At 60.3% G+C, this 24834-nt stretch carries 23 protein-coding genes and 1 riboswitch; of the genes, 12 read left to right on the top strand and 11 right to left on the bottom strand.

Annotated elements, in window-relative coordinates; all coding sequences use genetic code 11:
* Nucleotides 1-93 precede the first annotated feature (93 nt).
* Nucleotides 94-417, top strand: coding sequence for a DUF3579 domain-containing protein (locus JDW18_RS16730; RefSeq protein WP_218240563.1), 324 nt, complete (start codon nt 94-96; stop codon nt 415-417).
* A 279-nt stretch (nt 418-696) separates the two neighbouring features.
* Here the strand turns inward: JDW18_RS16730 and rpsT are convergent, their stop codons facing one another.
* The gene (gene rpsT / locus JDW18_RS16725) at nt 697-990 is read right to left on the bottom strand and encodes a 30S ribosomal protein S20 (RefSeq protein ID WP_218240562.1); all 294 of its coding nucleotides are present in this window, start codon (nt 988-990) and stop codon (nt 697-699) included.
* Between the two features lie 252 nt (nt 991-1242).
* Between rpsT and murJ the strand changes: the two genes are divergently transcribed.
* Both murJ and JDW18_RS16715 read left to right on the top strand, forming a co-directional pair.
* On the top strand, nt 1243-2808 hold the full coding sequence (gene murJ, locus JDW18_RS16720) for a murein biosynthesis integral membrane protein MurJ (RefSeq protein ID WP_218240561.1): 1566 nt from the start codon (nt 1243-1245) through the stop codon (nt 2806-2808).
* A gap of 104 nt (nt 2809-2912) precedes the next feature.
* Nucleotides 2913-3761 carry a SirB1 family protein gene (locus JDW18_RS16715; protein WP_218240558.1) on the top strand — a complete coding sequence of 283 codons (849 nt, stop codon included), beginning with the start codon at nt 2913-2915 and terminating at the stop codon, nt 3759-3761.
* 20 nt (nt 3762-3781) lie between these two features.
* On the opposite strand, the gene JDW18_RS16710 is transcribed toward JDW18_RS16715, so the two are convergent.
* Together JDW18_RS16710 and purM are read right to left on the bottom strand one after the other, a co-directional pair.
* Complete coding sequence (locus JDW18_RS16710) at nt 3782-4843, bottom strand: AI-2E family transporter (RefSeq protein WP_218240556.1); 1062 nt, start codon at nt 4841-4843, stop codon at nt 3782-3784.
* A gap of 36 nt (nt 4844-4879) precedes the next feature.
* Nucleotides 4880-5932 carry a phosphoribosylformylglycinamidine cyclo-ligase gene (purM, locus tag JDW18_RS16705; RefSeq protein ID WP_218240555.1) on the bottom strand — a complete coding sequence of 351 codons (1053 nt, stop codon included), beginning with the start codon at nt 5930-5932 and terminating at the stop codon, nt 4880-4882.
* Nucleotides 5933-6289: 357 nt separating this feature from the next.
* Between purM and hda the strand changes: the two genes are divergently transcribed.
* The 5 genes from hda to JDW18_RS16680 all read left to right on the top strand — a co-directional run bounded on the left by hda (nt 6290) and on the right by JDW18_RS16680 (nt 11619).
* The gene (hda, locus tag JDW18_RS16700) at nt 6290-6988 is read left to right on the top strand and encodes a DnaA regulatory inactivator Hda (protein WP_218243955.1); all 699 of its coding nucleotides are present in this window, start codon (nt 6290-6292) and stop codon (nt 6986-6988) included.
* Nucleotides 6989-7045: 57 nt separating this feature from the next.
* Entirely contained in the window at nt 7046-7750 is a 705-nt protein-coding gene (locus tag JDW18_RS16695; protein WP_218240553.1) for an HAD family hydrolase, read from the top strand.
* Nucleotides 7747-9318, top strand: a complete 1572-nt coding sequence (gene pcnB / locus JDW18_RS16690) for a polynucleotide adenylyltransferase PcnB (protein WP_218240552.1) — start codon at nt 7747-7749, stop codon at nt 9316-9318. The genes JDW18_RS16695 and pcnB overlap by 4 nt, the downstream gene beginning before the upstream one ends.
* A complete protein-coding gene (gene folK, locus JDW18_RS16685; protein WP_218240549.1) occupies nt 9311-9832 on the top strand; it encodes a 2-amino-4-hydroxy-6-hydroxymethyldihydropteridine diphosphokinase in 522 nt (173 codons plus the stop codon). Before pcnB ends, folK begins: the two co-directional genes overlap by 8 nt.
* 332 nt (nt 9833-10164) lie before the next feature.
* The gene (locus tag JDW18_RS16680) at nt 10165-11619 is read left to right on the top strand and encodes an ArnT family glycosyltransferase (RefSeq protein ID WP_246610015.1); all 1455 of its coding nucleotides are present in this window, start codon (nt 10165-10167) and stop codon (nt 11617-11619) included.
* A 28-nt stretch (nt 11620-11647) separates the two neighbouring features.
* On the opposite strand, the gene JDW18_RS16675 is transcribed toward JDW18_RS16680, so the two are convergent.
* Both JDW18_RS16675 and JDW18_RS16670 read right to left on the bottom strand, forming a co-directional pair.
* Complete coding sequence (locus JDW18_RS16675) at nt 11648-12616, bottom strand: Bug family tripartite tricarboxylate transporter substrate binding protein (protein WP_246610013.1); 969 nt, start codon at nt 12614-12616, stop codon at nt 11648-11650.
* 120 nt (nt 12617-12736) lie between these two features.
* Nucleotides 12737-13783, bottom strand: a complete 1047-nt coding sequence (locus JDW18_RS16670) for a CDP-6-deoxy-delta-3,4-glucoseen reductase (protein WP_218240547.1) — start codon at nt 13781-13783, stop codon at nt 12737-12739.
* 111 nt (nt 13784-13894) lie between these two features.
* Here JDW18_RS16670 and JDW18_RS16665 point away from each other — a divergent pair, with 111 nt between their 5' ends.
* Nucleotides 13895-14848, top strand: coding sequence for an SDR family oxidoreductase (locus JDW18_RS16665; protein WP_218240545.1), 954 nt, complete (start codon nt 13895-13897; stop codon nt 14846-14848).
* 34 nt (nt 14849-14882) lie between these two features.
* On the opposite strand, the gene JDW18_RS16660 is transcribed toward JDW18_RS16665, so the two are convergent.
* The 5 genes from JDW18_RS16660 to JDW18_RS16640 form a co-directional block, all read right to left on the bottom strand.
* Nucleotides 14883-17210 carry an ATP-binding protein gene (locus tag JDW18_RS16660; RefSeq protein WP_218240544.1) on the bottom strand — a complete coding sequence of 776 codons (2328 nt, stop codon included), beginning with the start codon at nt 17208-17210 and terminating at the stop codon, nt 14883-14885.
* Nucleotides 17207-17554, bottom strand: coding sequence for a circadian clock KaiB family protein (locus JDW18_RS16655; protein ID WP_218240543.1), 348 nt, complete (start codon nt 17552-17554; stop codon nt 17207-17209). The genes JDW18_RS16660 and JDW18_RS16655 overlap by 4 nt, the downstream gene beginning before the upstream one ends.
* Nucleotides 17551-17904: a circadian clock KaiB family protein gene (locus JDW18_RS16650; protein WP_218240541.1), complete on the bottom strand. Its 354-nt coding sequence runs from the start codon at nt 17902-17904 to the stop codon at nt 17551-17553. The genes JDW18_RS16655 and JDW18_RS16650 overlap by 4 nt, the downstream gene beginning before the upstream one ends.
* 2 nt (nt 17905-17906) lie before the next feature.
* Entirely contained in the window at nt 17907-19652 is a 1746-nt protein-coding gene (kaiC, locus tag JDW18_RS16645; RefSeq protein WP_218240540.1) for a circadian clock protein KaiC, read from the bottom strand.
* Nucleotides 19653-19873: 221 nt separating this feature from the next.
* Nucleotides 19874-20560, bottom strand: a complete 687-nt coding sequence (locus JDW18_RS16640) for a DUF4124 domain-containing protein (RefSeq protein WP_246610011.1) — start codon at nt 20558-20560, stop codon at nt 19874-19876.
* Between the two features lie 27 nt (nt 20561-20587).
* Here JDW18_RS16640 and JDW18_RS16635 point away from each other — a divergent pair, with 27 nt between their 5' ends.
* From JDW18_RS16635 to JDW18_RS16625, 3 genes are all read left to right on the top strand, one after another.
* Complete coding sequence (locus tag JDW18_RS16635; protein WP_218240539.1) at nt 20588-21247, top strand: hypothetical protein; 660 nt, start codon at nt 20588-20590, stop codon at nt 21245-21247.
* 299 nt (nt 21248-21546) lie between these two features.
* Nucleotides 21547-21718: riboswitch (FMN riboswitch) on the top strand.
* An 89-nt stretch (nt 21719-21807) separates the two neighbouring features.
* On the top strand, nt 21808-22350 hold the full coding sequence (locus tag JDW18_RS16630; protein ID WP_218240538.1) for a 6,7-dimethyl-8-ribityllumazine synthase: 543 nt from the start codon (nt 21808-21810) through the stop codon (nt 22348-22350).
* A 235-nt stretch (nt 22351-22585) separates the two neighbouring features.
* Nucleotides 22586-23722 carry a branched-chain amino acid ABC transporter substrate-binding protein gene (locus tag JDW18_RS16625; RefSeq protein WP_218240537.1) on the top strand — a complete coding sequence of 379 codons (1137 nt, stop codon included), beginning with the start codon at nt 22586-22588 and terminating at the stop codon, nt 23720-23722.
* A 164-nt stretch (nt 23723-23886) separates the two neighbouring features.
* On the opposite strand, the gene JDW18_RS16620 is transcribed toward JDW18_RS16625, so the two are convergent.
* Nucleotides 23887-24804, bottom strand: coding sequence for a LysR family transcriptional regulator (locus JDW18_RS16620; RefSeq protein WP_218240535.1), 918 nt, complete (start codon nt 24802-24804; stop codon nt 23887-23889).
* Nucleotides 24805-24834 lie beyond the last annotated feature (30 nt).

The following is a 24834-nucleotide window of genomic DNA, read 5'->3' as shown; positions in this document are numbered from 1 at the left end:
AACCCTAGCTCTTATATAAGAGCTAGAATGATTCATTGGGCATGTTGGTGGAGATCCCGCCCGGTCGCCCCGGATTTTTTTGGCGAATATTTGATGGTTACCCCTTCCAGCAAAGAACTGTTCATTCTGGGTATGACTCAGGCCGGCAAAACGTTCCGACCCAGCGACTGGGCCGAGCGCCTGGCTGGAGTCATGAGCCAGTTTCGACCAGGCGGAGCCTGTGCAGGCAGTCACCTGAGCTACTCTCCCTGGTGCGTGCCCACAGTGATGAATGGCACCAAATGCGTGGTCATCAACCGCGACCTGCGCGACTACGAACCCATGGCCTGGGACTTCTGCCTGAACTTCGCCAAGGACAATGACCTGCAAGTGGCCGAAGCCTGCCTGATCCCCGACGAAGTCAAAAAGAAAGCCTGAGCGCTTTCTTTTCTCAAATCCAGACGAATGAACGCACAAAGGTGCGTTTTTTTATGCCCGCTGCGCGCCGATAAGGCATGCCCCAAGCCAGAGACGCCGAGCAAGAGCCGCCTCGCGGCGAAGGCGTCGTCCCCCTGGGGGGAAGGCGCAAAGCGCCTCAGGGGGGATTCATTCACCCACAAAAAAACCGCCCGAAGGCGGTTTTGATGTTTTTGCTGACAGCGCACCCGTTACAAACGGCAGATGACCGAAGTCATCCGTGCTTGAGGGAGGCTGGGTTTAAGCAGCCAGAGCCAGGGCCTTGACCTTGGCGGACAGGCGGCTCTTATCGCGAGCTGCCTTGTTCTTGTGGAAGATGCCCTTGTCAGCGATCGTGTCGATCACGGACTGAGCCTTGGCAAACAGTTCAGCTGCCTTGGTCTTGTCGCCGGCCACAACAGCCTTCTCGACATTCTTGACAGCAGTGCGGTACTTGGAACGCAGCGAAGTGTTCGCAGCGTTCAGCTTGACGTTCTGGCGGGCGCGCTTGCGGCCGGAAGCCAGGCGGGGGTTCTTTTTGGCTTTAGTTGCCATGATTTATTTCCTTAGGTGTCTGAGGATGATGTCAGCAAAACCACGGATTCTAGCACACCCCCTGTGCCGCTGCGCGGCTTCACCCCTCTCTCTACGCGCTGCGCGCTAGGGGAGGGGGACGACAGCCTCGCTGCGCGGCGGCGCTTGCTTGCTGTCCTGGTGTTAGGGCATGCCTGATTGACGAGTGCTACAGAGTGCAAAGCGTGCGATCTTGGCAAGCGGGCGTGGGCGTGAACGCATACACTTCGCAGCGTGTCACTGTTCAAAGCCGCCTCCACCGTATCCCTTCTGACGCTGGCCTCCCGTATTTCGGGGCTGGTGCGCGATCTGCTCATGGCTTCCATGTTCGGGGCGAATGCCCTGACGGATGCTTTCAATGTCGCCTTCAGAATTCCCAATCTTTTCAGGCGCCTGTTCGCCGAAGGGGCGTTTAGCCAGGCCTTTGTGCCGGTGCTGGCTGCCAGCAAGACCCAGCATGGGGAAGAGGCCACGCACAAGCTGATTAGCCATGTGGCCACCATTTTGTTCTGGGCGCTGATTGTGGTGTGCGTGCTGGGCGTGATCGGCGCGCCTTTGCTGGTGTGGCTGCTGGCCAGCGGCATGCGCCAGGCACCGGACGGCTACCACGCTGCCGTGGTGATGACGCGCTGGATGTTCCCCTACATCGGCTTTATGTCGCTGGTGGCGCTTTCGGCGGGCATTCTCAACACTTGGAAGAAGTTTGCCGTGCCAGCGGCCACGCCGGTGCTGCTGAATCTGAGCATGATTGTGGCGGCGCTGCTGGGTGCGCCCTGGCTGCAAAAGCATGGCTTTGAGCCCATCTATGCCATGGCTGGCGGGGTGATGCTGGGCGGTGTGCTGCAACTGGGGGTGCAGATTCCCGCACTGCGCGCCATGAGTTTGATGCCGCGCATTGGCTTTTCGCCATCTGCCATTCGGGAAGCCTGGAATGAAGCCGGTGTGCGCCGCATTCTGGCGCTGATGGGGCCAGCCCTGCTGGGTGTGGGTGTGGCGCAGATCTCCTTGATGATCAACACCCAGATCGCGTCGTACATGGCGCCGGGCAGCGTGACTTGGCTGTTCTATGCCGACCGTTTGATGGAGTTTCCCACCTCGCTGCTGGGCGTGGCGCTGGGTGTGGTGCTGACACCGCAACTGGCCTCGGCCAAGGCGGCGGGCGATGCGCAGCGTTACTCGAACATGCTGGACTGGGGCTTGCGCCTGGTCGTGCTGCTGGCCGTGCCTTGCGCCGTGGGCCTGCTGACTTTTGCCACGCCGCTGGTGGCCACGCTGTTCCACCGCGGTGCCCTGCATGACAGCGATGTGGGCCAGATCTCGCTGGCGCTGATGGGCTATGGCGCAGGCCTGCTGGGCCTGGTGGCCATCAAGGTGTTGGCCCCTGGCTATTACGCCAGCCAGGACATTCGCACACCCGTCAAGATCGCTATCGTGGTGCTGGTCATCACGCAGTTGCTGAATCTGGTGCTGGTGCCCTGGCTCAAGCACACAGGCCTGGCGCTGTCGATTGGTCTGGCGGCGCTGGTCAATGCGACTTGGCTGCTGACTGGGCTGCTGCGCCGTGGCGTCTACCAGCCCCAGCCGGGCTGGCTCAAGTTCATCGTGCAGGTGCTGGCGGCCAGTGTGCTGCTTGCTGTGCTGCTGCTGTGGGGCAGCCAGCACTTTGACTGGGTGGGCCTGCGCAGCCAGAGCCTGCTGCGCGCGGGCCTGCTGGCCGCCATGATGGCGGGGGCGGCTGTGCTGTACTTTGGCGTGCTGCGGCTCTCGGGCTTGAATCTTCGCCAGTTGCTGCGCCGCTAAAAGCACGGTTTCACTCAAAAAAATGAGCGGCTAGCGCAGGTTCTGCCTACGCATCAGGGGTATTTCGCTTGTCATTACGGCGCAGGCGGCTTACAAAGCCGCTTATGAGTTGGACGATTGACGAGCACCCCACCGCCCTGCAGTACTTTGCCTCTCTGGTTCAGAGTGATGAAAACTTTGCGCTGACCGAGGCCGCCATCAGCATTGCCCAGGATGCGGCCCCAGGCCTTGATCTGCAGGCCGTGATGGCCGAGCTGGACCGCCTGCAGGTGCGGCTGAAGCAGCGCCTGTCGGGCGAGACAGACCCGTTGCGCCAGCTCAGCGCCCTCAATAAATTCTTTTATGGCGAGCTGGGCTTTGCGGGCAATCTCAACAACTACTACGACCCGGGCAATAGCTACATCCACCATGTGCTCAACACGCGGCGGGGCATTCCCATCAGCGTGGCGCTGATCTGGCTGGAGCTGGCCAGCAGTCTGGGTCTGGCGGTGGAAGGCATCAGTTTTCCGGGGCACTTCATGGTCAAGGCGCTGCTGCCGCAGGGGCAGGTGGTGCTGGATCCTTTGACGGGGGAGTCGCATTCGGCCAATGCGCTGGCCGAACGTCTGCAGCCTTTTCTCGATCAGGCGGGTATCTCTGCTGATGAGGCAGCGCCACTGGGACTGTATCTGCAGGCCGCCAGCCCGCGTGACATTGTGGAGCGCATGCTGCGCAATCTGCAGGAAATTCACCAGTCCCAGCGCGACTGGGACATGCTGGTGGCAGTCATCAACCGTCTGATGCTGCTGCAGCCCGCGAAGTCAGAGCTGCTGCGCGAGCGAGGTCTGGCCTATGCGCAGGCGGGCATCAATGACAGGGCGCTCTCCGATCTGGAGCGCTATGCGCTGGTTGCACCTGATTCTGAATATGGTTTTCTGGAAAAAACCATGAACAATTTGCGTAAGGTGCTATAGGTTTTGAGGGCTTGGGCCGCTCACACCAGCTTGACGGCTTCCAGTTCTTTCTTGAGGTAGGCGTAAAACAGCGGTGCAGCCACCAGACCGGCGGGGCCAAAGACAGATTCGGCCACAAACATCACGGCCAGTAGTTCCCACACGCCCATATGGGTGCGCGTGCCAACCACCTTGGCGTTGATGACGTATTCGGCCTTGTGGATCAGGATCAGAAACGCCAGGCAAGCGGCGGCTGCGACGGGCGAGACAGACAGGCCCACAATGGTCAGCACTGTGTTGCACAGCAGATTGCCGACGATGGGAATCAGGCCGGCAAAAAAAGTCAGCGTAATCAGTGCCGGGGTATAGGGCAGGCTCAGATCCCAGATGGGCAGCACCAGCAGCAGGAAGATGGCGGTGAGTGCGGTATTGAACGCGGCAATCCAGAACTGGGCTGCGACGATCTGGCGGAAGGCCTCGCCAAAATACAGAATGCGCTGATTCAGCGCGGCCACCAGCGGGGGGCGACGCAGGGAAATAGGGCGCACAGCCGCCAGCGCACCAATGATGATGCCCACATAGGCGTAGAGCAGGCCCGTCAGCCAGGTGCGGCCTGCATTGGCCAATATGCCGGCCTTGGTTGCCAGATAGTGGGACAGCAGCCGCTGAATTTCCTGAGAGCCTTCGGGCAACTGGGCTGCCATGTCGGCAGGCAGTTTGTCGCGCAGTTCCAGCACTGTGCTGGAAAGGTAGTCCAGCAGTTCCTTGTACTGAGCAGGAGCTTCCGTGATGTAGGCGCGGGTATGGGACAGCGCGCCACTGAGCAAGGCCAGCGGCGCCAGAATGATGATGGTGGTGGCAACCACCTGTGCCCAGCGCGGTAACACAGCCGTTGGGCGGGGGCGCTTGTCAGCGCGGCTCAGCAGCCTGGTCAGCGCACGGGTCAGCAAAAAGCCGACGCAGACGCAGAGCAGGCCGGGAAGAATCCCCTGGTGCATGACCAGCAGCAGCGCCGCTGCCATCAGTAAATAGCTCGCCAGAATGACCTTGCTGGAAGGGGCTGGGGGCTGGGGGGCGATGGGAGCGGGCAGGTGCTGCGTCATGCAAGCTGAAAAGAGCGAATGCGATAAGTGGCTAGATTAGCGCACTTCAACCGGTTTGCCAGAGCCGATTTCGGTGATCGCGCCAATGGTGTAGACCTTTTCGCCCAGTTCGGCCAGTGTGGCGGCTGTGGCGGCGGCATCTTCTGCAGCCACTACGACCACCATGCCGATACCGTTGTTGAACGTGCGGTTCATTTCGATATCGTCAATGCCCGCTGTCTTTTGCAGCCAGGCAAACAGCTCGGTCTGGGGCCAGCTACCGGCCTTGAGGTGAGCGGCAGTGCCTTCGGGCAGTACGCGAGGAATGTTTTCCAGCAGGCCACCACCGGTGATGTGGGCCAGCGCCTTGATGGGGTGCTTTTCCAGCGCGGTCAGCACGTTTTTCACGTACAGACGTGTGGGTTCCATGATGGCGGCCTTGAAAGGCTTGCCATCCAGAGTGGCGGGAATCGTGCCATTGGCTTCAGCGCGGTCGATGCACTTGCGCACCAGCGAGAAGCCGTTGGAGTGCACGCCGTGCGAGGCCAGACCCAGCACCACGTCGCCAGGCTTGACGTTCTGGCCGGTCAGAATCTTGGACTTTTCCACGGCGCCAACGGCAAAGCCTGCCAGGTCGTATTCGCCATCGGGGTACATGCCGGGCATTTCAGCGGTTTCGCCGCCGATCAGTGCGCAGCCAGACAGCTCGCAGCCCTTGGCAATGCCGCCCACCACGGCAGCAGCCGTGTCCACATGCAGCTTGCCGCAAGCGAAGTAGTCCAGGAAGAACAGGGGCTCGGCGCCTTGCACCAGCACGTCGTTGACGCTCATGGCCACCAGATCGATGCCCACGGTGTCGTGCATATTCCATTCAAACGCCAGCTTGAGCTTGGTGCCCACGCCGTCGGTGCCGGAAACCAGCACGGGCTCCTTGTAGCGCTTGGGCACTTCAAACAGTGCGCCAAAACCACCGATACCGGCCATCACGCCTTCGCGCATGGTTTTCTTGGCCAGCGGCTTGATGCGCTCGACCAGGGCGTCGCCCGCGTCGATATCAACGCCAGCGTCTTTGTAGGAAATGGGAGTAGAGGAGGATGCAGAAGAGCTCATCGATGGATCCGGTGCAGGGTGCGCCCAGCATGGGCGGGAAACCCCGGGATTCTACGGCCCCCATCCGTCCAGCGGGCGTGCTTGCCTCGGAACAAAGGGTTTTGCAGGGCAATCATGGCCTGCCTGCAACATCAGCAGTAGGCAAAATCATCCATGACGGGGCCGAAGGCCGCCACTGCAGACTAAAATTAGCGCTTTTGTTACCGAGTGATCGCGCTGCTGCATTCCTGCAAGGCCTGATCTGAACGCGCGTCCGGGCTTTGTATCTTCCACATTGATGCTGATGAATCTCCTGCCAGATTTCGCCGCATGGGCTGTTGAGCACCCAGGAAAGGGGGCGCTGCGCATATGTCGCAGATGAAGCAGCTGGCTCTGGATATCAGCATGGCGCCCGGCCCGACGCTGTCGCGGTTCTTTGTCGGCCCCAATGCAGCCCTGATTGACCATCTGCGTCACTGGGTGGGCGATGGTCAGGCTCGGCAAACCAGAACGCCAGTGCCCACTTATCTGTGGGGTGAGGCGGGTTCTGGAAAGACCCATTTGCTCAAAGCCGTTCGTGAAGCCTTGCGTGAGCAGGGGGCCATGGTCGGCTGGATGGATGCTTCGACCCCATTCCCGCCAGAGTTTGACGAGCGCTGGGTGGCTGTGCTGATGGACGATGTGGACATCTACACGCCGTTTCAGCAAGCACGCGCCTTTAACTGGTTCGTCAATGCCACCAGTCCCGCCACCGGCCTGCCGCGCTGGGTGCTGGCTGCGGGGCAGTTGCCTGTGGCGGACCTCAAGCTGCGTGAAGACCTGCGCACCCGCCTGGGCTGGGGCCATGTCTTTCAACTGCATCTGCTGGACGAATCGGCACGCCGTGCCGTGCTACGTCAGGAAGCCGATGCCCGTGGCGTGTTCCTGAGCGACGAAGTGATGGACTATATGCTCAGGCGCTTTTCGCGTGACCTGGGCAGTCTGATGCAATTGCTGGACATGCTGGACGGCTTTGCACTGCGCAACAAGCGAGCAATCACTATTCCGCTGCTCAAGACCATGCTGGAAACCGAGTGAAGCCGAGCGCCTCACTCCCTGCTATGGCCATGCCACAGCACTTTTTGTTGGATTTGCATGTCGACTTCTTCTGAATCGCCAAACAAGCCAAAGCTGGCGCTGTTTGACCTGGACCATACGCTGCTGCCGCTGGACTCTGACCACGGCTGGGGCGAGTTCTCCATCGCCATTGGCTGGTGCGACCGCGAAGCTTTTGGTCGTCAAAACGATGCTTTCTTTGCCGATTACCAGGCAGGCCAGCTCAATATCCCCGATTACGTGCGCTTTGCCACGGCAGCCGTGGTTGAGCGTGGCGAGGCGGAATCTGCAGCCGCGCACCAGCGTTTCATGGATGAGGTCATTCGCCCTGCGATGAAGCCTGCCGCCATCGAGCTGGTGCAAAAGCATCTGGATGCAGGAGATACCGTGGTCATCACCTCGGCGACCAATGAGTTTGTGACGGCGCCCATTGCCAGGGCTTTCGGCGTGCAGCATTTGCTGGCGACGGAGCTGGCGCGAGATGCCAGTGGCTGGTTTACTGGTGAGATTGCAGGCATTCCCAATATGCGCGAGGGCAAAGTCGTGCGCATGACCGAGTGGCTGAACGCCCAGGGCCTGCGCTGGGAGGATGTGGAAGCGACCTTCTACAGCGACTCCATGAACGATGTGCCCCTGCTTGAAAAAGTGGATCACCCGGTGGCCACCAACCCCGATGCGCGCTTGCGTGCCCTGGCCGAGGAACGCGGCTGGCGCATCGTGGACCTATTTAGCGAAGCACCATGATCAAGAACATTATTGACAAGCTGCTGGGCAAGGCGCCCGCAGCCCCCCGCTCGCGCAAGCCCAAGTTCGGCAAACGTGATGAAGTGGCAGTGCAGGTGCACGGCATTGACCCGAATCTGGTGGATCGCCGCGCCATCGACGTGGTGCAGACCCTGAAGCGCTCGGGCTTTGAGGCCTATATCGTGGGCGGCGCCGTGCGCGATCTGCTGCTGGGCCTGCGTCCCAAGGACTTTGACGTGGCGACCAACGCCACGCCCGAGCAGGTCAAGAACCTGTTTCGCCGTGCCTTCATCATTGGCAAGCGCTTTCGCATCGTGCACGTGGTCTATGGCCGTGGCCGCGAAAACGAAGTCATCGAAGTCTCTACCTTCCGTGCTTTTCTGGATAACAGCGCGGCAGAGCAGGTCAGCGGCAATGAACGCACCAGCAAGGCCCAGTTGGCCGGCATGAAGCATGCCGTGGATGCCAGCGGCCGCGTGCTGCGCGACAACGTCTGGGGCCCGCAGGATCAGGATGCCACGCGCCGTGACTTCACCATCAACGCCATGTATTACGACCCCGAGACGCAAATCGTGGTCGACTATCACGGCGGTATTGCAGACGCCAAGAAAAAGGTGCTGCGCATGATTGGCGACCCGGCCACTCGCTACCGCGAGGACCCGGTGCGCATCATCCGCGCTGTGCGTTTTGCGGCCAAACTGCATGAAAAAGGCTTCAAGCTGGAAGCCAAGACAGCCAAGCCGCTGGTGGAGTGCGAACCTTTGCTGCATGAAGTGCCGCAAAGCCGCCTGTTTGACGAAATGCTCAAGCTGCTGCAGACCGGGCACGCCATTGCGTCGGTCAAGCAACTGCAGGAGCTGGGCCTGTCGCGCGGCATCTATCCGCTGCTGGATGTGGTGATGGAGCGCGCTGACCATCCGTTTGTGCAGGCCGCGCTGATGGATACCGACCGCCGTGTAGCCGAAGGCAAGCCCGTGGCGCCCAGCTTTTTACTGGCCTGCGTGCTGTGGCAGGACGTGAAAGCTGGCTGGGAAAAGCGTCTGGGCAAGGGCTATCACCCCTTCCCCGCGCTGCAGGAGTCGATTGACGAGGTGTTTGACCAGCGCATTGGCGATGTTTCGGGCCGTGGCAAGCTGGCAGCCGATATGCGCGAGATCTGGGTCATGCAGCCGCGCTTTGAAAAGCGCACCGGTGCCACGCCTTATTCCATGGTGGCCCAGCCGCGCTTTCGCGCAGGCTTTGACTTCATGCGCCTGCGTGCCGACATTGGTGAGGTGGAGGAAAGCATGGCCAGCTGGTGGCAGGAGTTCTCGCAGGCCGACGATGCCCGCCGCGATGATCTGATTGCCCAGGCGCGGGATGAGCAGCGGGCTCGCCAGCGCAGCCAGCAGCAGGCGGCACCCAAAGTACACCGTGTCGCCAAGAAAAAGGCGGAAGCCGAGGGCGACAGCAGCCCACTGGATCAGGTCGCTGGTGAGGCGGAAGGTGGCGAAGCTCCCAAGAAGCGCCGCCGTCGCCGCCGCAAGCCCGCTGCAGGTGGTGCGCCGGCTGCTGGCGGCAATGAGTAATCACGCTGCTGCCCTGGCTGCCAATGTGGTGGCTATTGGCCTGGGAGCCAATCTGGGCGATGCGCGTGGCACTCTGGCCTGGGCGGTGCAGACGATTGCGGCGCTGCCAGGGGGGCAGTTGCTGGATGTGTCCTCGCTCTACAGCACCAGCCCCATAGACTCATCTGGGCCTGATTATCTGAATGCCGTGGCGCTGGTGCAGACGCAGCAGAAGCCGCTGGAGTTTCTTCACGCGCTGCAGGCCATTGAATTGCAGGCCGGGCGCGAGCGCCCTTACCGCAATGCGCCGCGTACGCTGGACCTGGATATTGAGCTGTGGGGAGGCTGGCAGTCTGATGCCGCAGAGCTGACCGTTCCTCATCCCCGCATGTGGGAACGCGCTTTTGTGCTGGTGCCGCTGGCTGAGATAGCACCCCAGTGCGTAGGCTCTACACAGTTGCAGCAAGTGCAGGGCCAGGGCATTGTGCAAAGCGAGGGGCCGCAGTGGTGGCGGCAGCCCAAGACACCAGCCTGAAGGTACTGGTGTGTCTTTGAAAAGCCCAAGACATGATTCATCTGTTCTTGGGCTTTTTTGTTTTCTGAAATTTTCAAACCAGCAAAGTTTTCCGTGCTTTGCCCGTTCAGCTTCTTTTCAGACACGGTGTGAATACTGCGCCTCATATTGACGAGGGCAGAGTTGCTGAATACCGAATGCTCTGTGGCCGGTGCATGGTCATGACTGCTCCTCGTCTCGTCGATGCGAGGTGAAGAATGACCAAGTTTTATCAGGCACTGTTTGCGAGCAAGGGGAGAGTCTTGCTGCTCATTGCCTTGTGCTTGTGCTGCACCGCCTGGATCAGGCCTTTGATGCTGCCGGATGAAGGGCGTTATGCCACGGTTGCCTGGGAAATGCTGGCTACGGGCGACTGGCTGACGCCAACGCTCAACGGCCTGCCTTTTTTTCACAAGCCGCCCCTGTTCTACTGGATCTCTGGCGCCGCCATGGCTTTGACCGGGCACACCGCTTTGGCCGCAAGAGCAGGATCTCTGGTGGGGGCCATTCTGGGCGCCTTTGCGCTCTACCTTTTTACCGTGCGCTGGTGCGGTCCGGTCAGGGCGCGCCGGGCCTTGCTGGTGCTGCTGGCGCAGCCACTGTTTTTTCTGGGGGCGCAGTTCGCGAATCTGGACACTCTGGTTGCGGGCTGTATTACGGCCACGATTCTGTGCCTGGCCCATACGGTGTTGTGTTTTGAGTCGCAGCAGGACTATAGCAAAACACTGCTTCTGTCGTATCTGCTGGCAGCTTTGGGTGTCCTGGCTAAAGGCTTGATTGGCTTTGTGCTGCCCGCCATGGTGATATTGCTGTGGCTGGTATTGCGTCGCCGCTGGCGCAGTTTGTGGATGCTGATCTCGTTGCCGGGCCTGCTGCTGTTTTTGATGGTTGCAGCCCCCTGGTTTGTGGTGATGCAGCAAAGGTTTGATGGCTTTCTGCACTACTTTTTTATCGTGCAGCACTTTCAGCGCTTTGCTGCCGGGGGCTTCAACAACGTCGAGCCGTTCTGGTTCTATCCGGCCGCCCTGGCAGTTTGCAGCCTGCCTTGCCTGTTGTGGATCAAGAAGCTGCCTGCCAGCAGTTACTGGCGCAGCGCTGACCAGGTACTGACCGATGTGCGCCTGCTGATGGGGTTGACGGTCATCTGCATTGTTCTGTTCTTCTCGCTGCCGCAGTCCAAGCTGATTGGCTACATCATGCCTGCGGTGCCTGCCTTGTCATGGCTGATGGCCGATCTGAGTCTGGAACTCATGGGGTCTGAGCGTGCGCGCCGATGGTGGCGTATCTCGGTGCTGTGCAGCGCATTCATGGCACTGGTGGTGGTGGGCGCTCTGACAGTCAATCAGAAATATTCCGCCCGGTCATTGGGTCTGGCCTTGCAGCAAGTCAGACAGAACGAGCCGGTCTATATGCTCAAGGAATATGTGTACGACCTGCCTTTTTATGCCCAGCTGAAGCGGCCCGTGAAGGTGGCAGATGAGTGGCAGAAGGCGCGGCAGAGTCATCGTGACAACTGGCGCACAGAGCTGCTGGATGCAGCCGCTTTCAACCCCGTACTGGCGCAGGCCACATTGCTGCCGGTGGATGCTGTGCGCGCCAGTCTCTGCCAGGACTCTGTGGCCTGGCTCGTGGGGCGCAGCGATGCGGAAAAAGACTTTCCGTTTCTGGCTCAGGCTGAACAGGTGGCGGTCAGCCATGGACAGGTGCTTTGGCGCATCAGCGCACAGAAAACGGAAGCACTTGAATGCAAAGTGGCGGGAAGCCATTGAATAGCAATGGCTTCCTGCTCACTTTTTATCAGTCCACCTTGGCGCCAGAGGCCTTGACGATGGGCTGGTACTTGGCACGCTCGGCGGCCATGAACTTGTCGAACTCGGCAGGTGTGGAGCCAACGGGTTCGGCCATCAGTGCGCTGAAGCGGGTCTTGGTTTCGGGCGCGTGCAGCGCGTCGTTGAAAGCCTTGCTCAGCTTGTCCAGCACGGGCTTGGGGGTGCCCGCGGGTGCGACCAGACCCCACCAGGTGTCAATGGCAAAGCCGGGGAAGGTCTTGGACAGAGCGGGAACACCGGGCAGCAAAGGGGTGGTATTCAGAGACGTCACCGCCAGGGCTACAAGCTTGCCGCTCTTGATGTTGGGGGCCGCCGCAGCCAGGTTGTCGATGTTGAAATCCACTTCGCCGGACAGCAGTGCCAGCTGCGCAGGGTTGGCGCCGCGATAGGGCACGTGCAGTGCAAAGATGCCTGCTTTTTGCTTGAGCATTTCACCGGCCAGGTGACCGGCAGAACCGTTGCCGCCGCTGCCGTAGTTCAGCTTGCCGGGGTGGCTCTTGGCGTAGCTGATGAGGTCTGCCACGCTGTGAATCTTGAGCTGTTCGGCACGGGCTGCGTTCATGACGAGCACATTGGGCACGCGAACCATCTGGGTGATGCCCGCAAAGTCCTTGCCTGCGTCGTAGGGCATCTTGGTGTAGAGCCAGGGGTTGACGGCATGGGTGGCGGTGGCTGCCAGACCGATGGTCATGCCATCCGGGGCTGCCTTGGCAATGGCATCGGCGCCGATATTGCCGCCAGCGCCCGCCTTGTTGTCAATGATGACGGTGCCCAGAGAGTCGCGCACTCGCTCGGCTAGGGCGCGCGAGGTGATGTCCAGAGGACCACCGGGCGCATAAGGCACGATCAGACGGATGGGTTCTTGGGCCTGGGACAGGGGGGAGGCCAAGGCAGCAGCGGCCGCCATGACCGAGAGAAGGCTGTTTCTACGGTTCATAGCCGACTATTGTGCAAAAAATTGCAGCCCAGCCTGAGCTATAAGTTATTGAAACAGGAAAATTGCGTGTAAACCCGAGTGAGTGGCAGATTTCACCCCGGTTTACCTCGCTATTGCTGATTACTTGTCCGCTTCGGAAGTGAAGGCGTCAGCGTAGAACTCTTCTGCAGGAAGGCTTCGCTCGCTGGTATAAGCGGCGCGAGCCGAGTCCACCACCACAGGGGCGCCACAGGCATAGACCTGGTGGCCGGAGAGGTCGGCAAAGTCATCTAGAACCGCCTGGTGCACAAAGCCGGTGCGGCCTGTCCAGGCGTCTTCAGGCTGGGCATCGGAGATCACGGGCACATAGGTCAGCTGCGGCATGGCGGCGGCCTGCTCGGCAATCCAGTCGGCGTAGTACAGGTCGGAAGGGCGACGGCCGCCCCAGTACAGGGTGATGGATCGGTGGATGCCCTTGTGGCGCATATGCTCGATCAGTGCCTTGATAGGGGCAAAGCCGGTGCCGGATGCCAGCATGATGATGGGCTTGTCGGAATCCTCGCGCAGGAAGAAGCTGCCGAACGGGCCTTCCACACGCAGAATTTCCTTTTCCTTCATGGCGCCAAAGACATGGTCGGTGAACTTGCCGCCGGGCATGTGACGGATGTGCAGCTCTACGCCGGGCGCGGTTTCCTGCACATGGGGTGCCGTGGCCATGGAGTATGCGCGGCGAGAGCCATCGCGCAGAATGAATTCCACATACTGACCGGCGTGGTACTGGAACTTTTCGCTGGCGGGCAGTTGCAGGCGCACTTGCATTACGTCATGCGACTTCTTTTCCAGTGCAGCGACGCGCACAGGCATCTTCTTGATGGGAAAAGAGCTGGCGTCCGTCACCTGGCGCGATTCCAGCACCACATCTGTTTGCGGGGTGGCGCAGCAAGTCAGCACGTAGCCGCTGGCTTCTTCTTCGGCGCTCAGGGCCTTGTCGGAGTGCGTGCCGTGGCTGACTTCGCCGCTGAGCTTTTTGCATTTGCAGGAGCCACAAGCGCCATCCTTGCAGCCATAGGGCAGGCCTACGCCCGTGCGAATGGCTGCGGACAGAATGGTCTCTGCGCCTTGCGTGGCAAAAGCACGTCCACTGGGAAGGACGGTAATTTCAAACGAAGCGTTGGCAATCTCGGTCATGACGTTTTGGTTATCCTTGAAGGCGTAACTGGGAGGCATTACCCGGCGTGGCTGCAGCTGGCAGCAGCGCGTGAATGCCCCCTCTATCCGTGTACGCAGCAGGCCCCGATTTTGCCCTCAAACCAAAGCCCATTGGGCGCGCTACCAGCGCGCTTTCGTCGTGAACGTGTGCTGATCGTCGGTTATGGCGACATAGGAAGGCGCATTGCACGCAGATTGACCAGCGCCGCTTCGGGAGGTGGCTCCCTGGCTGTGCTGGCAATGGTGCGTGATCGCAGCCGTTTTTCTGCTCTGCAAGCCTCTTGTGTGCAGCCACTATGGGGTGATCTGGATCAGCCGCGCAGCCTGCGCAGATTGGCCGGTGTGGCCACGCGGGTGCTGTATCTGGCGCCTCCTCCCAGTTTGCAGGAAGGCGAGGCTGGCTGGCAGCGTGATGACAGAAGCCGGTTCTTGCTCGCTTCCCTGCTACTTGGGCGGCTGCCGCGCAGTCTGGTTTATGCCTCCACATCCGGGGTCTATGGGGACTGCCAGGGGCAATGGATTGATGAAACCCGTAGCGTGGCACCGGCGACACCCAGAGCATTGCGCCGGGTGGATGCCGAGCAGCGCATGAGAGACGCAGGGCTGAAGGGGCAGGTGGCCAGCATTGTGCGCATTCCCGGCATTTATGCCCCGGACCGTGAAGGGGGCACGCCGCGCGCCAGGCTGCTACGTGGCACGCCAGTGCTGCAGACGCAGGATGATGTTTACACCAACCATATTCATGCGGAAGACCTGGCCAGAATCTGTATCAGGGCCTTATGGCGCGGCAAGCCGCAGCGCATCTATCACGCCAGTGACGATACGCAGATGAAGATGGGAGATTACTTTGATCTGGCCGCTGATCTCTATGGGCTGGCCAGGCCAGCGCGTATCAGCAGGCAACAGGCTGTCGCAGAGCTGCCTGCGATGCTGCTGAGCTTCATGAGCGAGTCACGCCGCCTGAGCAACCAGCGACTCAAGCGAGAGCTGAAGCTGCAGCTGAACTACCCCACGGTGAGAGAGGGGCTGGCTCAGCCGCATTGAGTGGGTGTGCTGGCAAGTTTGCTGTGTCACGACCTCACTGCGGGCTGTCATCGCTGATCAATACCTTGATCTTGTCAGCCAGCTCGGCAATTTCGAACGGCTTGGTCAGCACATGCATGCCAGGGGCCAGCAGGCCATTGCCCACGGCGGCGGTCTCTGCATAGCCGGTGATGAACAGCACTTTCAGATCGGTGCGTTTGACGCGCGCGGCATCTGCCACTTGACGGCCGTTCAGGCCACCGGGCAGGCCCACGTCGGTAATGAGCAGGTCGATCTCGATCGGCCCTTCCAGAATGCGCAGCGCAGATGGGCCGTCTTCGGCGGTCGTGACCACATAGCCTGCATCGCGCAGTTCTTCGGCAATCAGCGTGCGGATGGTGGCTTCGTCATCAATGAGCATGATGCGCTTGCCTGCTCCATCTGGCACAACGCTGGTGTTGCGGGTGTTCTCCATAAAATCGTCCTCGCTGAAATGGCGCGGAAAGTACATGCGCATCGTCGTGCCCTGTCCGGGCTCGGAGTACACGCGTATTTCGCCGCCTGATTGACGCACAAAGCCGTACACCATCGATAGGCCCAGACCTGTGCCCTGACCTGTAGGCTTGGTGGTGAAGAACGGATCAAAGATGCGGTTGATCAAATCCTTGGGAATGCCCACCCCGGTATCGGTCACGCTCAGTGCCACATACTGACCTGGCTGCAGTTCGTGGGTGGCCGCGGCCAGGCTGTCCAGGTGTTTGTTGCTGGTCTCTATGACCAGTTTTCCACCTGCGGGGGCCATGGCATCGCGGGCATTGATGCAGAGATTGAGCAGGGCATTTTCCAGCTGCGGCCCGTCGATACGGGTGATCCACAAGTCCTGCGCACCGGCCACAGCGAGTGAGACATTGGGGCCGATGGAGCGCTCTATCAGTTCCTGCATTCCCGAGACCAGGCGATTAATGTCGGTGGGTCTTGGGTCCAGCGTTTGTCGGCGCGCAAAGGCCAGCAGCCGCTGGGTGAGCGATGCCGCACGCTTGATGCCTTCGCTGCCCATGTCCAGATAGCGGTCGATATCACCATAACGGGCCTGCTGCACGCGGCGGCGAACCAGCTCCAGGCTCACGCTCATGCCTGCGAGAAGGTTGTTGAAGTCGTGGGCAATGCCGCCGGTCAGTTGCCCAACGGCCTCCATTTTCTGGGATTGGCGCAGAGCTTCCTGTGCTCCGATCAGCTCCTGTGTGCGTGCCTGTACGGTCGCTTCCAGACTCTCGTTGACTTCGCGCAGCCGCGCTTCGCTGTAGCGCAATGCGGTGGCGCTGTTGACACGTTCCACGGCAATCTGCGTGCGTTCGGCCACTTCGTTGATAAAGGACAGTTCTGCATCCGTCCAGTTGCGCACCTGGGTATCGTGAAGAAAGAGAACCGCGTACAGCTGACCGTTGTGCAGGTAGGGAATGCACACCATGGCACCGATTCTCATGTCTGCCAGCATGGGGGCGACATGGCGGGTGCGAGGGTCGGTGCTGACATCGTTGATGCTGATGGTGGCGCGGTGCTCCAGTTCAGCGATAAGGTCCACAAAATCGTCAGCAAAAATGCGCCCGACAATAGAGCTGGCCTCTGCAGAAAGCCATTCGCAGGCTACGAGCAAGGAGTTGTCTGGTTGCGTAAACCGTACAAAGCCCGCGCGCAGCAGGCCCAGTGTTTCGCCAAGCATCTGGGCCGAGCGGTAGCCCACATCTAAAGGGGTGTCGAGGTCGCGCAGAGATTCGCCAAGGCGAGCGAAAGCATCCCGGCGAATGGCGGCTTGGCGTGACTCTGTGACATCACGCACCACAATCAGCGTGCCAAAAATCTGCTGGGCCTTGTCCAGCAGCATGGAGATGCTTTGCTCCACATACAGCGATGAGCCATTGTGCAAGCGGTGAATGGCAAAGCTGTCAAAGCGCTGCGGGGGGGCTGCTGACTCGCTTTCGGCCACTGGCTTCATCCGCCTCTCTGGCTGAGGGGGATGTCCCTTGTCCTGCAGTTCGGTGTAGAGGCTGGCTTTGCAGCAGCCCAGAACTTCATTGGCCTTCAGGCCATAGAGCTGCTCGGCAGACTGGTTCAAAAAAATGAGCTGGTCATCGCAGTCAAATGCAAAGACCGCATCTTTCATCTGCAGCAGCACATCCTGGCGTAGACGATTGCCAGTGGCGCTGGCGCTTTCCAGAATGAAGATGTCGTCGTTGACCACCAGTGCATCTACTTCGCCGGCGCGGATGGCGCCCAGCGTGTCTTCCAGCTCGCGCAGACGCAGACGTAGTTCCTGATTCTCGGAGGTCAGTGCAGCGATATCGGGGGAGGCTGCAGCCTTCGCGGTAGTTCCGGGATACATCATGGAGTCGAGGGGGCTTGCAGGCAGAACCAGTCGCGCATGCGCACAACATCCGAAAGATCGCCGACGACGCGGCGACTGGGCAAGGGTGAGCTGCGCACCAGCGTGGGCGAGGCAATCACCTGATCGCGCTTGGCTTCCAGAACATGTTTGGCGATATCGAGCACCGTCAATTGATAGGAGCCAGGCAGGTGCGCATTCAGAAACTGCCGTGCATTGACGATGGCACGCGAAGACAGTGGGGATACCGTGCTCACGTACAGCCGAAACTCCGCCATTTCGCACACATCACTGCAGTCGGGCGAATCCCATCCGGACAGGGTATCGGCCTGGTCTTGGTGTGTCATAGCGTGCCTGCCGATCGGCCATCCGTCGAAACGGGCTGAATATCGAGTCCAACCAGCACGCGTTCCCGGTCTGACAGGTCGCCAATAATGCGGCGCATGGGTTCAGGCACTTTGCGCACCACGGTGGGTACGGCCAGAATCTGGTCGCCAGCCGCCAGTTTTGGGGTTTTCAGAAGATCTATCACTTCAATGCTGTAGCGGCCTGCCAGATGCTCCTCGCACAGGCGCTTGAGGTTTTGCAGCGCGGTTTCAGCGCGTGCGGCTTTGCCCGCGATATACAGGCGCAAGAACCACTCGGGTTCGGCCACAGCTGCGCCGTCGTAGTCTTGCGGGGAGGAAGAGGCAGTCATGGCTATCTCCTGTCCTGTTTCTTGCGTTTCTCATTCGAGGCAGCGCTGCGGGCCGCCGAGATGACGCGGGCACGATTGAGCGCACCTTCTGCCTCCAGCTTTTCGCGGGCAATTTCGAACTTGACCTGACCTTCGCGCTCTTGCTCGGCCACATTGAGCGCGGCAATCTGCGCGTCAACAGCCTTGCGCCTGTCGGTCAGGTCGCGCATGCGTCGCTCATGGTCTCGCTCGCGCAGCGCGGATGTGGCCTGCACCTGGGCTTCGTGTGCCACGCGTGCCGTGCCAGTCAGTACCTGGTCGCCGTACATATAGACATCGATCAGGTCCACACCGTGGTTGGAGAACACAAACTCACGCACCTGATTGGAGTGAGGCATGCCGCGCGATTTAAGGACTTGCAGCGTGCGCGTGCGTTCGCCATTGAAGGCGATATTGTTGAGCCACAGCCAGCTGTCCATCAGGGACGACACGCCCAGTTGCGAGCCGGGGGTGTTTGTGCTTTCTGCATTCAGGCTGGTAAACAGTGCCGTGGTGCCTTGGGTCTTCAGAAAGTCAATCAGGCGCATCAGGGTCAGCGACAGGTCGGCATCGTTCTGGTGACTGGTCAGGTTGCTGATGGGGTCTACGGCAACCACGCTGGGCTTGAATTCGTTCACCAGGTTGTACATATGCACTAGATGCTGCTCCAGGCCCTGCAGGGTGGGGCGGGTGGCTTCAATCTGCAGCAGGCCCTTGTCAATCCAGCGCTGCAGCTTGATGCCGATGGACTGCATATTGCGCACCAGCTGGTTGCGTGATTCCTCATAGGCAAACAGGATGGCGCGCTCGCCCCGTGCACAGGCTGCATCAACAAAGGCTGCGGCAATACTGCTTTTGCCGGTACCGGGTGTGCCCGAAATCAGCAGGCTGCTGCCGCGATACACGCCAGCGCCGCCCAGCATCATGTCCAGGCCGTTGATGCCGGTGGAGACACGTTCGCTGAATACTTCGTGGTCCAGCGTGAGCGAGGTAATGGGGAGGACGGAAATACCACGTGCGCCAATGAGGAACGGGTATTCGTTGGTGCCGTGCGCAGAGCCGCGGTATTTCACAACGCGAAGCCGGCGCGTGGATACCTGATCGACGATGCGGTGATCGAGCAGGATCACGCAGTCGGCCACATACTCTTCCAGTCCATAGCGAGTCAGGGCTTTTTCCCCGCGCTCGCCGGTGATCACAGCGGTGACGCCACGGTCCTTGAGCCAGCGAAACAGGCGCCGAAGCTCGGCACGCAAGATGGCATGGTTGGCAATGTCGCTGAACAGGGTTTCAATCGTGTCCAGCGCCACGCGCTTGGCGCCGACAGAGTCAATGGCGTGACCAATGCGAATGAACAGGCCTTCCAGGTCGTAGCTGCCGGTTTCAATCAGCTCGGCAGGATCTACGCGGATGAAGTCCAGCGCCAGCTGGCCCTGGCTTTGCATGGCATCGAGGTCATAGCCAATGGAGCGCATATTGGCCGTCAGCTCCTCGGCCGTCTCTTCAAACAGGATGATGGCGCCAGGCTCGTTGTACTGCGCCGCGCCGCGCACGACGAACTCGGCCGCCATCAAGGTTTTGCCGCAGCCTGCTGCGCCGCAGATCAGCGTAGGGCGCCCGGTGGGCAGGCCACCGCCCGTGATTTCATCCAGACCTTTGATTCCGGAGGGCGATTTCCCGAGGGTAGCTGGCGATGAAGCGATGGCCGCTTTTTGTTGTTTAGGGCGCATAAACAGAGAACTTCCGTGCAGAAACAGGGCTAAGCCACCTGGTGAAGTGGCTCGGCTCAATAGGAGGTTCAATGCTAGGTGCTGCTGTCCGAGCAGCCTGTAGGTAAGGAGCTAACGTGAGAGGCTGTCGAAAGCGTTGCCCAAGCACGAAGAGGTGCTGTTTCAGGAGGCATCTGCGGCGTTTTCCTGAATCTCAGCAGGCTAGGTGTTTAGACCTCGGGTCAAGGTATGGGGTGCACGCCGCCCCGGTTGTCATAGCAGCGAAAGACATTGCAGTTGACGATCTTGGCTGGGGGCTGGGGCAGGGGGCGAACTACAGGAGGGTGAACTTGGCCATAGCCCCACTGCGGGCGGTTGATGGCGTTGGGCTGAAGCGCACGGGTCTGCTGCAGTTGCTGGTAGGCCGTGGCACCCAGGCAGCTCATTTCCATCTGAGCCTGTGCGGCCTGGCTGCGCTCTCCCCAGGTAGCGGGGTCGGGATTGGCTTCGGCCAGGATGGCGTTATGGCGTTCCCGAGCCTGTCGGCAGGCCGCAGTGTTCTGAAGGTTGCCGCCAGCCCGGGCCTGGGCTTTTTCAGCGGCTTCTCGCTCTTTGCGTTCAGCCTCTTCGCGTTGGCGTCTCTGGGCTTCGTCACGAGACATCTGGGCCTTGCTCAACTCGCGCGCCTTGGCGGCAGCATCGCGCTCCTGGGCGATTTCATCAGGGCTTTGCGCAGGGCGGATCTGTGCGGATGCTTCGCCGCCGAGGCAACGTCCGTTGGTGTAGGTGACCTCGCCGGTTTTTGCATCGGTGCAGCGCATGATTTGGGCATTGCCATCCATGCCCCACAAAAGCAGAGTGCATGCCGTCAGGGCAGGCAAAGCAGCAGATTTCACCAGCGAAAGGAATGACGGTGATCGCTGGTTCATGGCTGCTCCTTGTTGCTTATAGCTTTGATGCTCGCAAATTATGCGGTGTCGTGCGAAAAATCAGAAGCCCTGTCAGTCAACTTGCCGTTTGCTTCAGCTGCCTCGTTCAAATTCCCGGCGTTGCTGACGCTGATCAGGATTTTGTTGCTGACGATCGCGCCAATGTTGCTGGCGATCTTGTTGCCGCTGTTGCTGTTGCTGACGGTCAGCCTGTTGACGTTCACGCTCGCGCTGCTGCATTTGCTGCTGTTGGTTGCGCTCCTGATCGCGTCTGGCCTGATCCTGATCACGGCGATTTTGCTCTTGCTGGCGCTGCCAGTCGCGGCGCTGCTGATCCTGCATGCGTTGCTGGTCGCGCATTTGCTGCTCGCGCTCACGCTGCTGCTGTTGTTGCCACTGATCGCGTTCCCGGGCCTGGCGTTGCTGGTCGCGCATTTGCTGGTTGTACTCGCGCTCGCGCTGCAGGCGCACACGTTCGCGTTCGCGGGCGCCCCAATCCCCACGGTCGTAGCCGTAGCCTGGATAGACCGGCTGCGCGCCATAGACGGGCGTAGCAGGGTAGCCATAGCTGCCGCCGCCATAGCCTCCGCCGTATCCGCCGCCATAACCACCACCATAGCCTTCTTCCATGGTTACGCAGGCGGTGCACAGGATGGCGAGCGCGCCCATGCCGGCCCAGCGGGATGAGTGGCGCAGAAAGGTGTGCAATGCCGCAGTTTTCATGGTCTTCCTTGATTTTTGTGAGGCTGTGCCGCAGGGCGGCAAGTTCAGGCGAGTCAGGTTTTAACGGGGGAAGCCTGGGATGGGTTGACCGCGCTGTTAATCGAAGCTCTTGTATTGATAGCTTTCATCGCTTGTTGAATAAGCGCTTCAGCCGTTTTTGCCTTGTTTTTTTGATGACGCCTGGGTGACCCTTTTGGCAAAAGTCGTGTCAAACCGTCGCTAGAATGACTTTGTCTTGTGGTGAATCAAGCTTCACTGCAAAGCAGCGTTCTCAGGGCGGGGCGAAACTCCCCACCGGCGGTATCTGCAGACATGCAAAGGCATGGATGGCAGCAGCCCGCGAGCGCCTGCGATCCTCGTCTGAGGCTTGCAGGGTCAGCAGATCTGGTGAGATGCCAGAGCCGACGGTCATAGTCCGGATGAAAGAGATCGCGCAGCGTTGGCCTTTGACGCAGTGTTTGCTGCTGCATGGGCAGGCGTTTTTGCGCACGCCCTGATTCATTGGAATTTTTGGAAAAACCACCATGAATCAGACCCCTATCTCCATGAACTTTGAAACCCACGCTACTTCCGAAGGTACGCCCTGGAAGGCTACTGCGGGCCGCAGCCGCATTGCCATCATCAGTGCCAGCTGGCACACGGAAGTGGTTTACCAGGCGCGTGATGCCGCGCAGGCAGAGCTGCAGGCGCAAGGCGTTGCGGCTGGCAACATTACCCATTTCAGCGTGCCTGGCGCACTGGAAATTCCATTGCTGGCCAAGAAGCTGGCGCAAAGTGGCCGCTTTGACGCGGTGATTGCCACGGCGCTGATCGTCAACGGCGGCATCTACCGTCACGAGTTTGTGACGACGGCGGTGATCGACGGTCTGATGCGCGTGCAGCTCGATAGCGAAGTGCCAGTGTTCTCTGCGGTGCTGACGCCACGTGACTTCCACGAGCACGGCGATCACGTGGAGTTTTTCCGACAGCATTTTGTGAAAAAGGGCGTGGAAGTGGCCCATGCCTGCCTGGCAACGCTGGATCAGCATGCCAAGGTGGATGCCTGGCTTCATGCCAAGGCCGCCTGAAGCGGTTGCCTGAAAACAGTCAGCGGGGTGCTGTGCAAGGGGCATCCCGCTTTTTTTATGGCTGCTGCATGCTGGGTGCAACAGCATTAAGCACAGCTGGAGCGGCTTGCCGATCCATGAAAACGCTGATTGTTGTGCCCTTGTTGCAGTGACGATGCCTAGGCGATTGCGACATTGCCAACTGGTGCAACAGAAGAATAAGGTTGCGGCTTATCTCAACCGAGTGGAGTGCGCAATGAAGAGTTTTGGCAAGCTGTGTATCGCGACGGTAGTAGCTGGTATGGGCACGGCAGTAATGGCCCAGGAACAGGTCATCAAGATTGGCCACATTGGCCCGGTTTCAGGTCCTCAGGCTCACTTCGGTAAGGATGATGAAAACGGCGTGCGCATGGCGATTGAGGACATCAACGCCAAGAAGCTGGAAATTGGCGGCAAGAAGGTCAAGTTCGTCCTTGTGGCAGAAGACGACGTGGCAGACCCCAAGCAGGGCACCGCAGCTTCGCAGAAATTGTGCGATGACAAGGTGGCAGGTGCTGTCGCTTTCGTGAACTCCGGTGTGGCGATTCCTTCGTCCAAGGTGTTCCAGGACTGCGGCATTCCCATGATTACCGGCGCGGCCACCAACCCTGATCTGACCAAGCCCGGCTGGAACACCACTTACCGCGTGATTGCCAACGACAACGCGCTGGGCGCTGCGCTGGCAACCTATGCGGCCAAGAACCTCAAGCTCAAGAACGTGGCCGTCATTGACGACCGTACGGCCTACGGTCAGGGTCTGGCCAGCGTGTTCAAGAAAGACGCTGAAAAGCAGGGCATCAAGATCGTGGCCAACGAGTTCACGAATGACAAAGCCACGGACTTCATGGCCATTCTGACCTCGATCAAGGCCAAGAAGCCCGACGCCATCTTCTACGGCGGCATGTACGGCCAGGCTGGCCCCATGCTGCGCCAGATGGCTCAGCTGGGCATGAACGACGTCAAGATGTTTGGCGGCGACGGCATTTGCGTGACCGAGCTGGCCAAGGTGGCCGCTGGTGCCAAACCGCTGGAGAACGTGGTTTGCGCGGACGGCGGTGCTTCGATTGCCAAGATGCCTGGCGGCACGGAATGGAAGAAGCGCTACGACGCCAAGTATCCCGGCCAGTTCCAGGTTTACAGCCCGTATTTCTATGACGCGACCATGCTGCTGGCTGATGCCATGAAGCGTGCCAATTCCTGGGACCCCAAGGTCTATATCCCCTTCCTGCAGAAGTCGGATTTCGCGGGCGTGACCTCCAAGATCGCCTTCGAGAAGAATGGCGAAATGAAGAACCCCAGCTACACGCTGAGCCGCTATGTGAACGGTGCCAAGACGCCTATCGATCTGAACTGATTGCGTTTTGCTGCACTCAAAGGCCTGCCTTTTGGCAGGCCTTTTTCATGCCCAACGCAAACTGGATACTCCTGAAAACAGAGCTGTTTGCGCTTTCTGCAGCTCATATTTCAAGTGATATATCTTTAAATTCTATGAATAACGTGCGCTCGCAGCTTTGAAATTCATAGCGACTGCTGCATGCCCTCCAGCCGCGCGAAGTACTGGCGCAGCACTTCGATAGCCTGACGCACCTTGGCGCTCAGTGCATCGCGCTGGGCGGTCACGGCCCAGATATCAAGCTGGCCCATGTCCCACTGCGGCAGCAGGCGCAGCAGTCGCCCTTCGCGCAGGCTGGCGGTGACGTCGTGGGCGGACAGCAAGGCCAGGCCCAGCCCGGCTTCACAGAACTGCTGCACGGCGGCGCGGTGGTTGCTGCTCATCTGCGGCGCAGCCTGCAGCTGAAAGCTCTCGCCGCTGTGGGGGTGCTGCCACAGGGCGTTGATCTGTGGCGGCTCGCTGCGGCTCATGTCCAGCCAGGGCAGACCATCCAGATCACGCGGATGCTGCGGCAGGTGGCTGCGCTGCGCCAGCAACTGCGGCGCAGCGCACAGCACGGTGGTGCTGCGGCCCAGCGGGCGGGCCACCCAGCTGGAGTCCGGCAGATGGCCAAAGCGCAGCGCCAGGTCCACGCGGGCCTGAATCAGATCAATGGGGGCGTCATCCATCAGCAGGCGCAGGCGCAGCGCCGGGTGCTGGCTGAGCCACTGGCCCAGCGCGGGCACGGCGTGCTGGGTAAAGCCTGCGGGTGCAGACAGACGCAGCTCGCCGCTGGGTTGCTGGCGCTCGGCAGCCAGCTCTGCACTGGCGCGGTCTGCGGCTTCGCACATGGCAGCGCACTGGGTATAAAAGCGCTGGCCCGCATCCGTCAGGCTGAGCTGGCGGGTGGAGCGGTGCAGCAGGCTGATGCCCGCGTCTTTCTCCAGCTGGCGAATATGCTGGCTGACGGCCGAGGGTGTCATATCCAGCTGGCGGGCCGCCGCGCTCATGGAGCCGCCTTGCACCACGGCGGCAAAAATAGCCATGCGTCTGAAATCTTCCATGGGGTGATTGTGAAGCTGTACTTCAAAGTT

The organism is Comamonas fluminis (genome assembly GCF_019186805.1).
GTDB lineage: Bacteria > Pseudomonadota > Gammaproteobacteria > Burkholderiales > Burkholderiaceae_C > Comamonas > Comamonas fluminis.
The sequence above is the reverse complement of the archived record's forward strand: the minus strand, read 5'-3'. Positions and strand labels throughout refer to the sequence as shown.

Bases quoted from the DNA above. Each gene is read 5' to 3' on its own strand.
- JDW18_RS16625 (WP_218240537.1), top strand. From the start codon at position 22,586: ATGAAGAGTTTTGGCAAGCTGTGTATCGCGACGGTAGTAGCTGGTATG.
- hda (WP_218243955.1), top strand. From the start codon at position 6,290: ATGAAGCAGCTGGCTCTGGATATCAGCATGGCGCCCGGCCCGACGCTG.
- JDW18_RS16640 (WP_246610011.1), bottom strand. From the start codon at position 20,560: ATGAACCAGCGATCACCGTCATTCCTTTCGCTGGTGAAATCTGCTGCT.
- JDW18_RS16680 (WP_246610015.1), top strand. From the start codon at position 10,165: ATGCTGCCGGATGAAGGGCGTTATGCCACGGTTGCCTGGGAAATGCTG.
- JDW18_RS16620 (WP_218240535.1), bottom strand. From the start codon at position 24,804: ATGGAAGATTTCAGACGCATGGCTATTTTTGCCGCCGTGGTGCAAGGC.
- JDW18_RS16655 (WP_218240543.1), bottom strand. From the start codon at position 17,554: ATGACACACCAAGACCAGGCCGATACCCTGTCCGGATGGGATTCGCCC.
- JDW18_RS16660 (WP_218240544.1), bottom strand. From the start codon at position 17,210: ATGATGTATCCCGGAACTACCGCGAAGGCTGCAGCCTCCCCCGATATC.
- JDW18_RS16630 (WP_218240538.1), top strand. From the start codon at position 21,808: ATGAATCAGACCCCTATCTCCATGAACTTTGAAACCCACGCTACTTCC.
- kaiC (WP_218240540.1), bottom strand. From the start codon at position 19,652: ATGCGCCCTAAACAACAAAAAGCGGCCATCGCTTCATCGCCAGCTACC.
- JDW18_RS16675 (WP_246610013.1), bottom strand. From the start codon at position 12,616: ATGAACCGTAGAAACAGCCTTCTCTCGGTCATGGCGGCCGCTGCTGCC.
- JDW18_RS16695 (WP_218240553.1), top strand. From the start codon at position 7,046: ATGTCGACTTCTTCTGAATCGCCAAACAAGCCAAAGCTGGCGCTGTTT.
- rpsT (WP_218240562.1), bottom strand. From the start codon at position 990: ATGGCAACTAAAGCCAAAAAGAACCCCCGCCTGGCTTCCGGCCGCAAG.
- JDW18_RS16710 (WP_218240556.1), bottom strand. From the start codon at position 4,843: ATGACGCAGCACCTGCCCGCTCCCATCGCCCCCCAGCCCCCAGCCCCT.
- JDW18_RS16650 (WP_218240541.1), bottom strand. From the start codon at position 17,904: ATGACTGCCTCTTCCTCCCCGCAAGACTACGACGGCGCAGCTGTGGCC.
- JDW18_RS16635 (WP_218240539.1), top strand. From the start codon at position 20,588: ATGCTCGCAAATTATGCGGTGTCGTGCGAAAAATCAGAAGCCCTGTCA.
- purM (WP_218240555.1), bottom strand. From the start codon at position 5,932: ATGAGCTCTTCTGCATCCTCCTCTACTCCCATTTCCTACAAAGACGCT.
- JDW18_RS16715 (WP_218240558.1), top strand. From the start codon at position 2,913: ATGAGTTGGACGATTGACGAGCACCCCACCGCCCTGCAGTACTTTGCC.
- JDW18_RS16670 (WP_218240547.1), bottom strand. From the start codon at position 13,783: ATGACCGAGATTGCCAACGCTTCGTTTGAAATTACCGTCCTTCCCAGT.
- JDW18_RS16730 (WP_218240563.1), top strand. From the start codon at position 94: ATGGTTACCCCTTCCAGCAAAGAACTGTTCATTCTGGGTATGACTCAG.
- folK (WP_218240549.1), top strand. From the start codon at position 9,311: ATGAGTAATCACGCTGCTGCCCTGGCTGCCAATGTGGTGGCTATTGGC.
- pcnB (WP_218240552.1), top strand. From the start codon at position 7,747: ATGATCAAGAACATTATTGACAAGCTGCTGGGCAAGGCGCCCGCAGCC.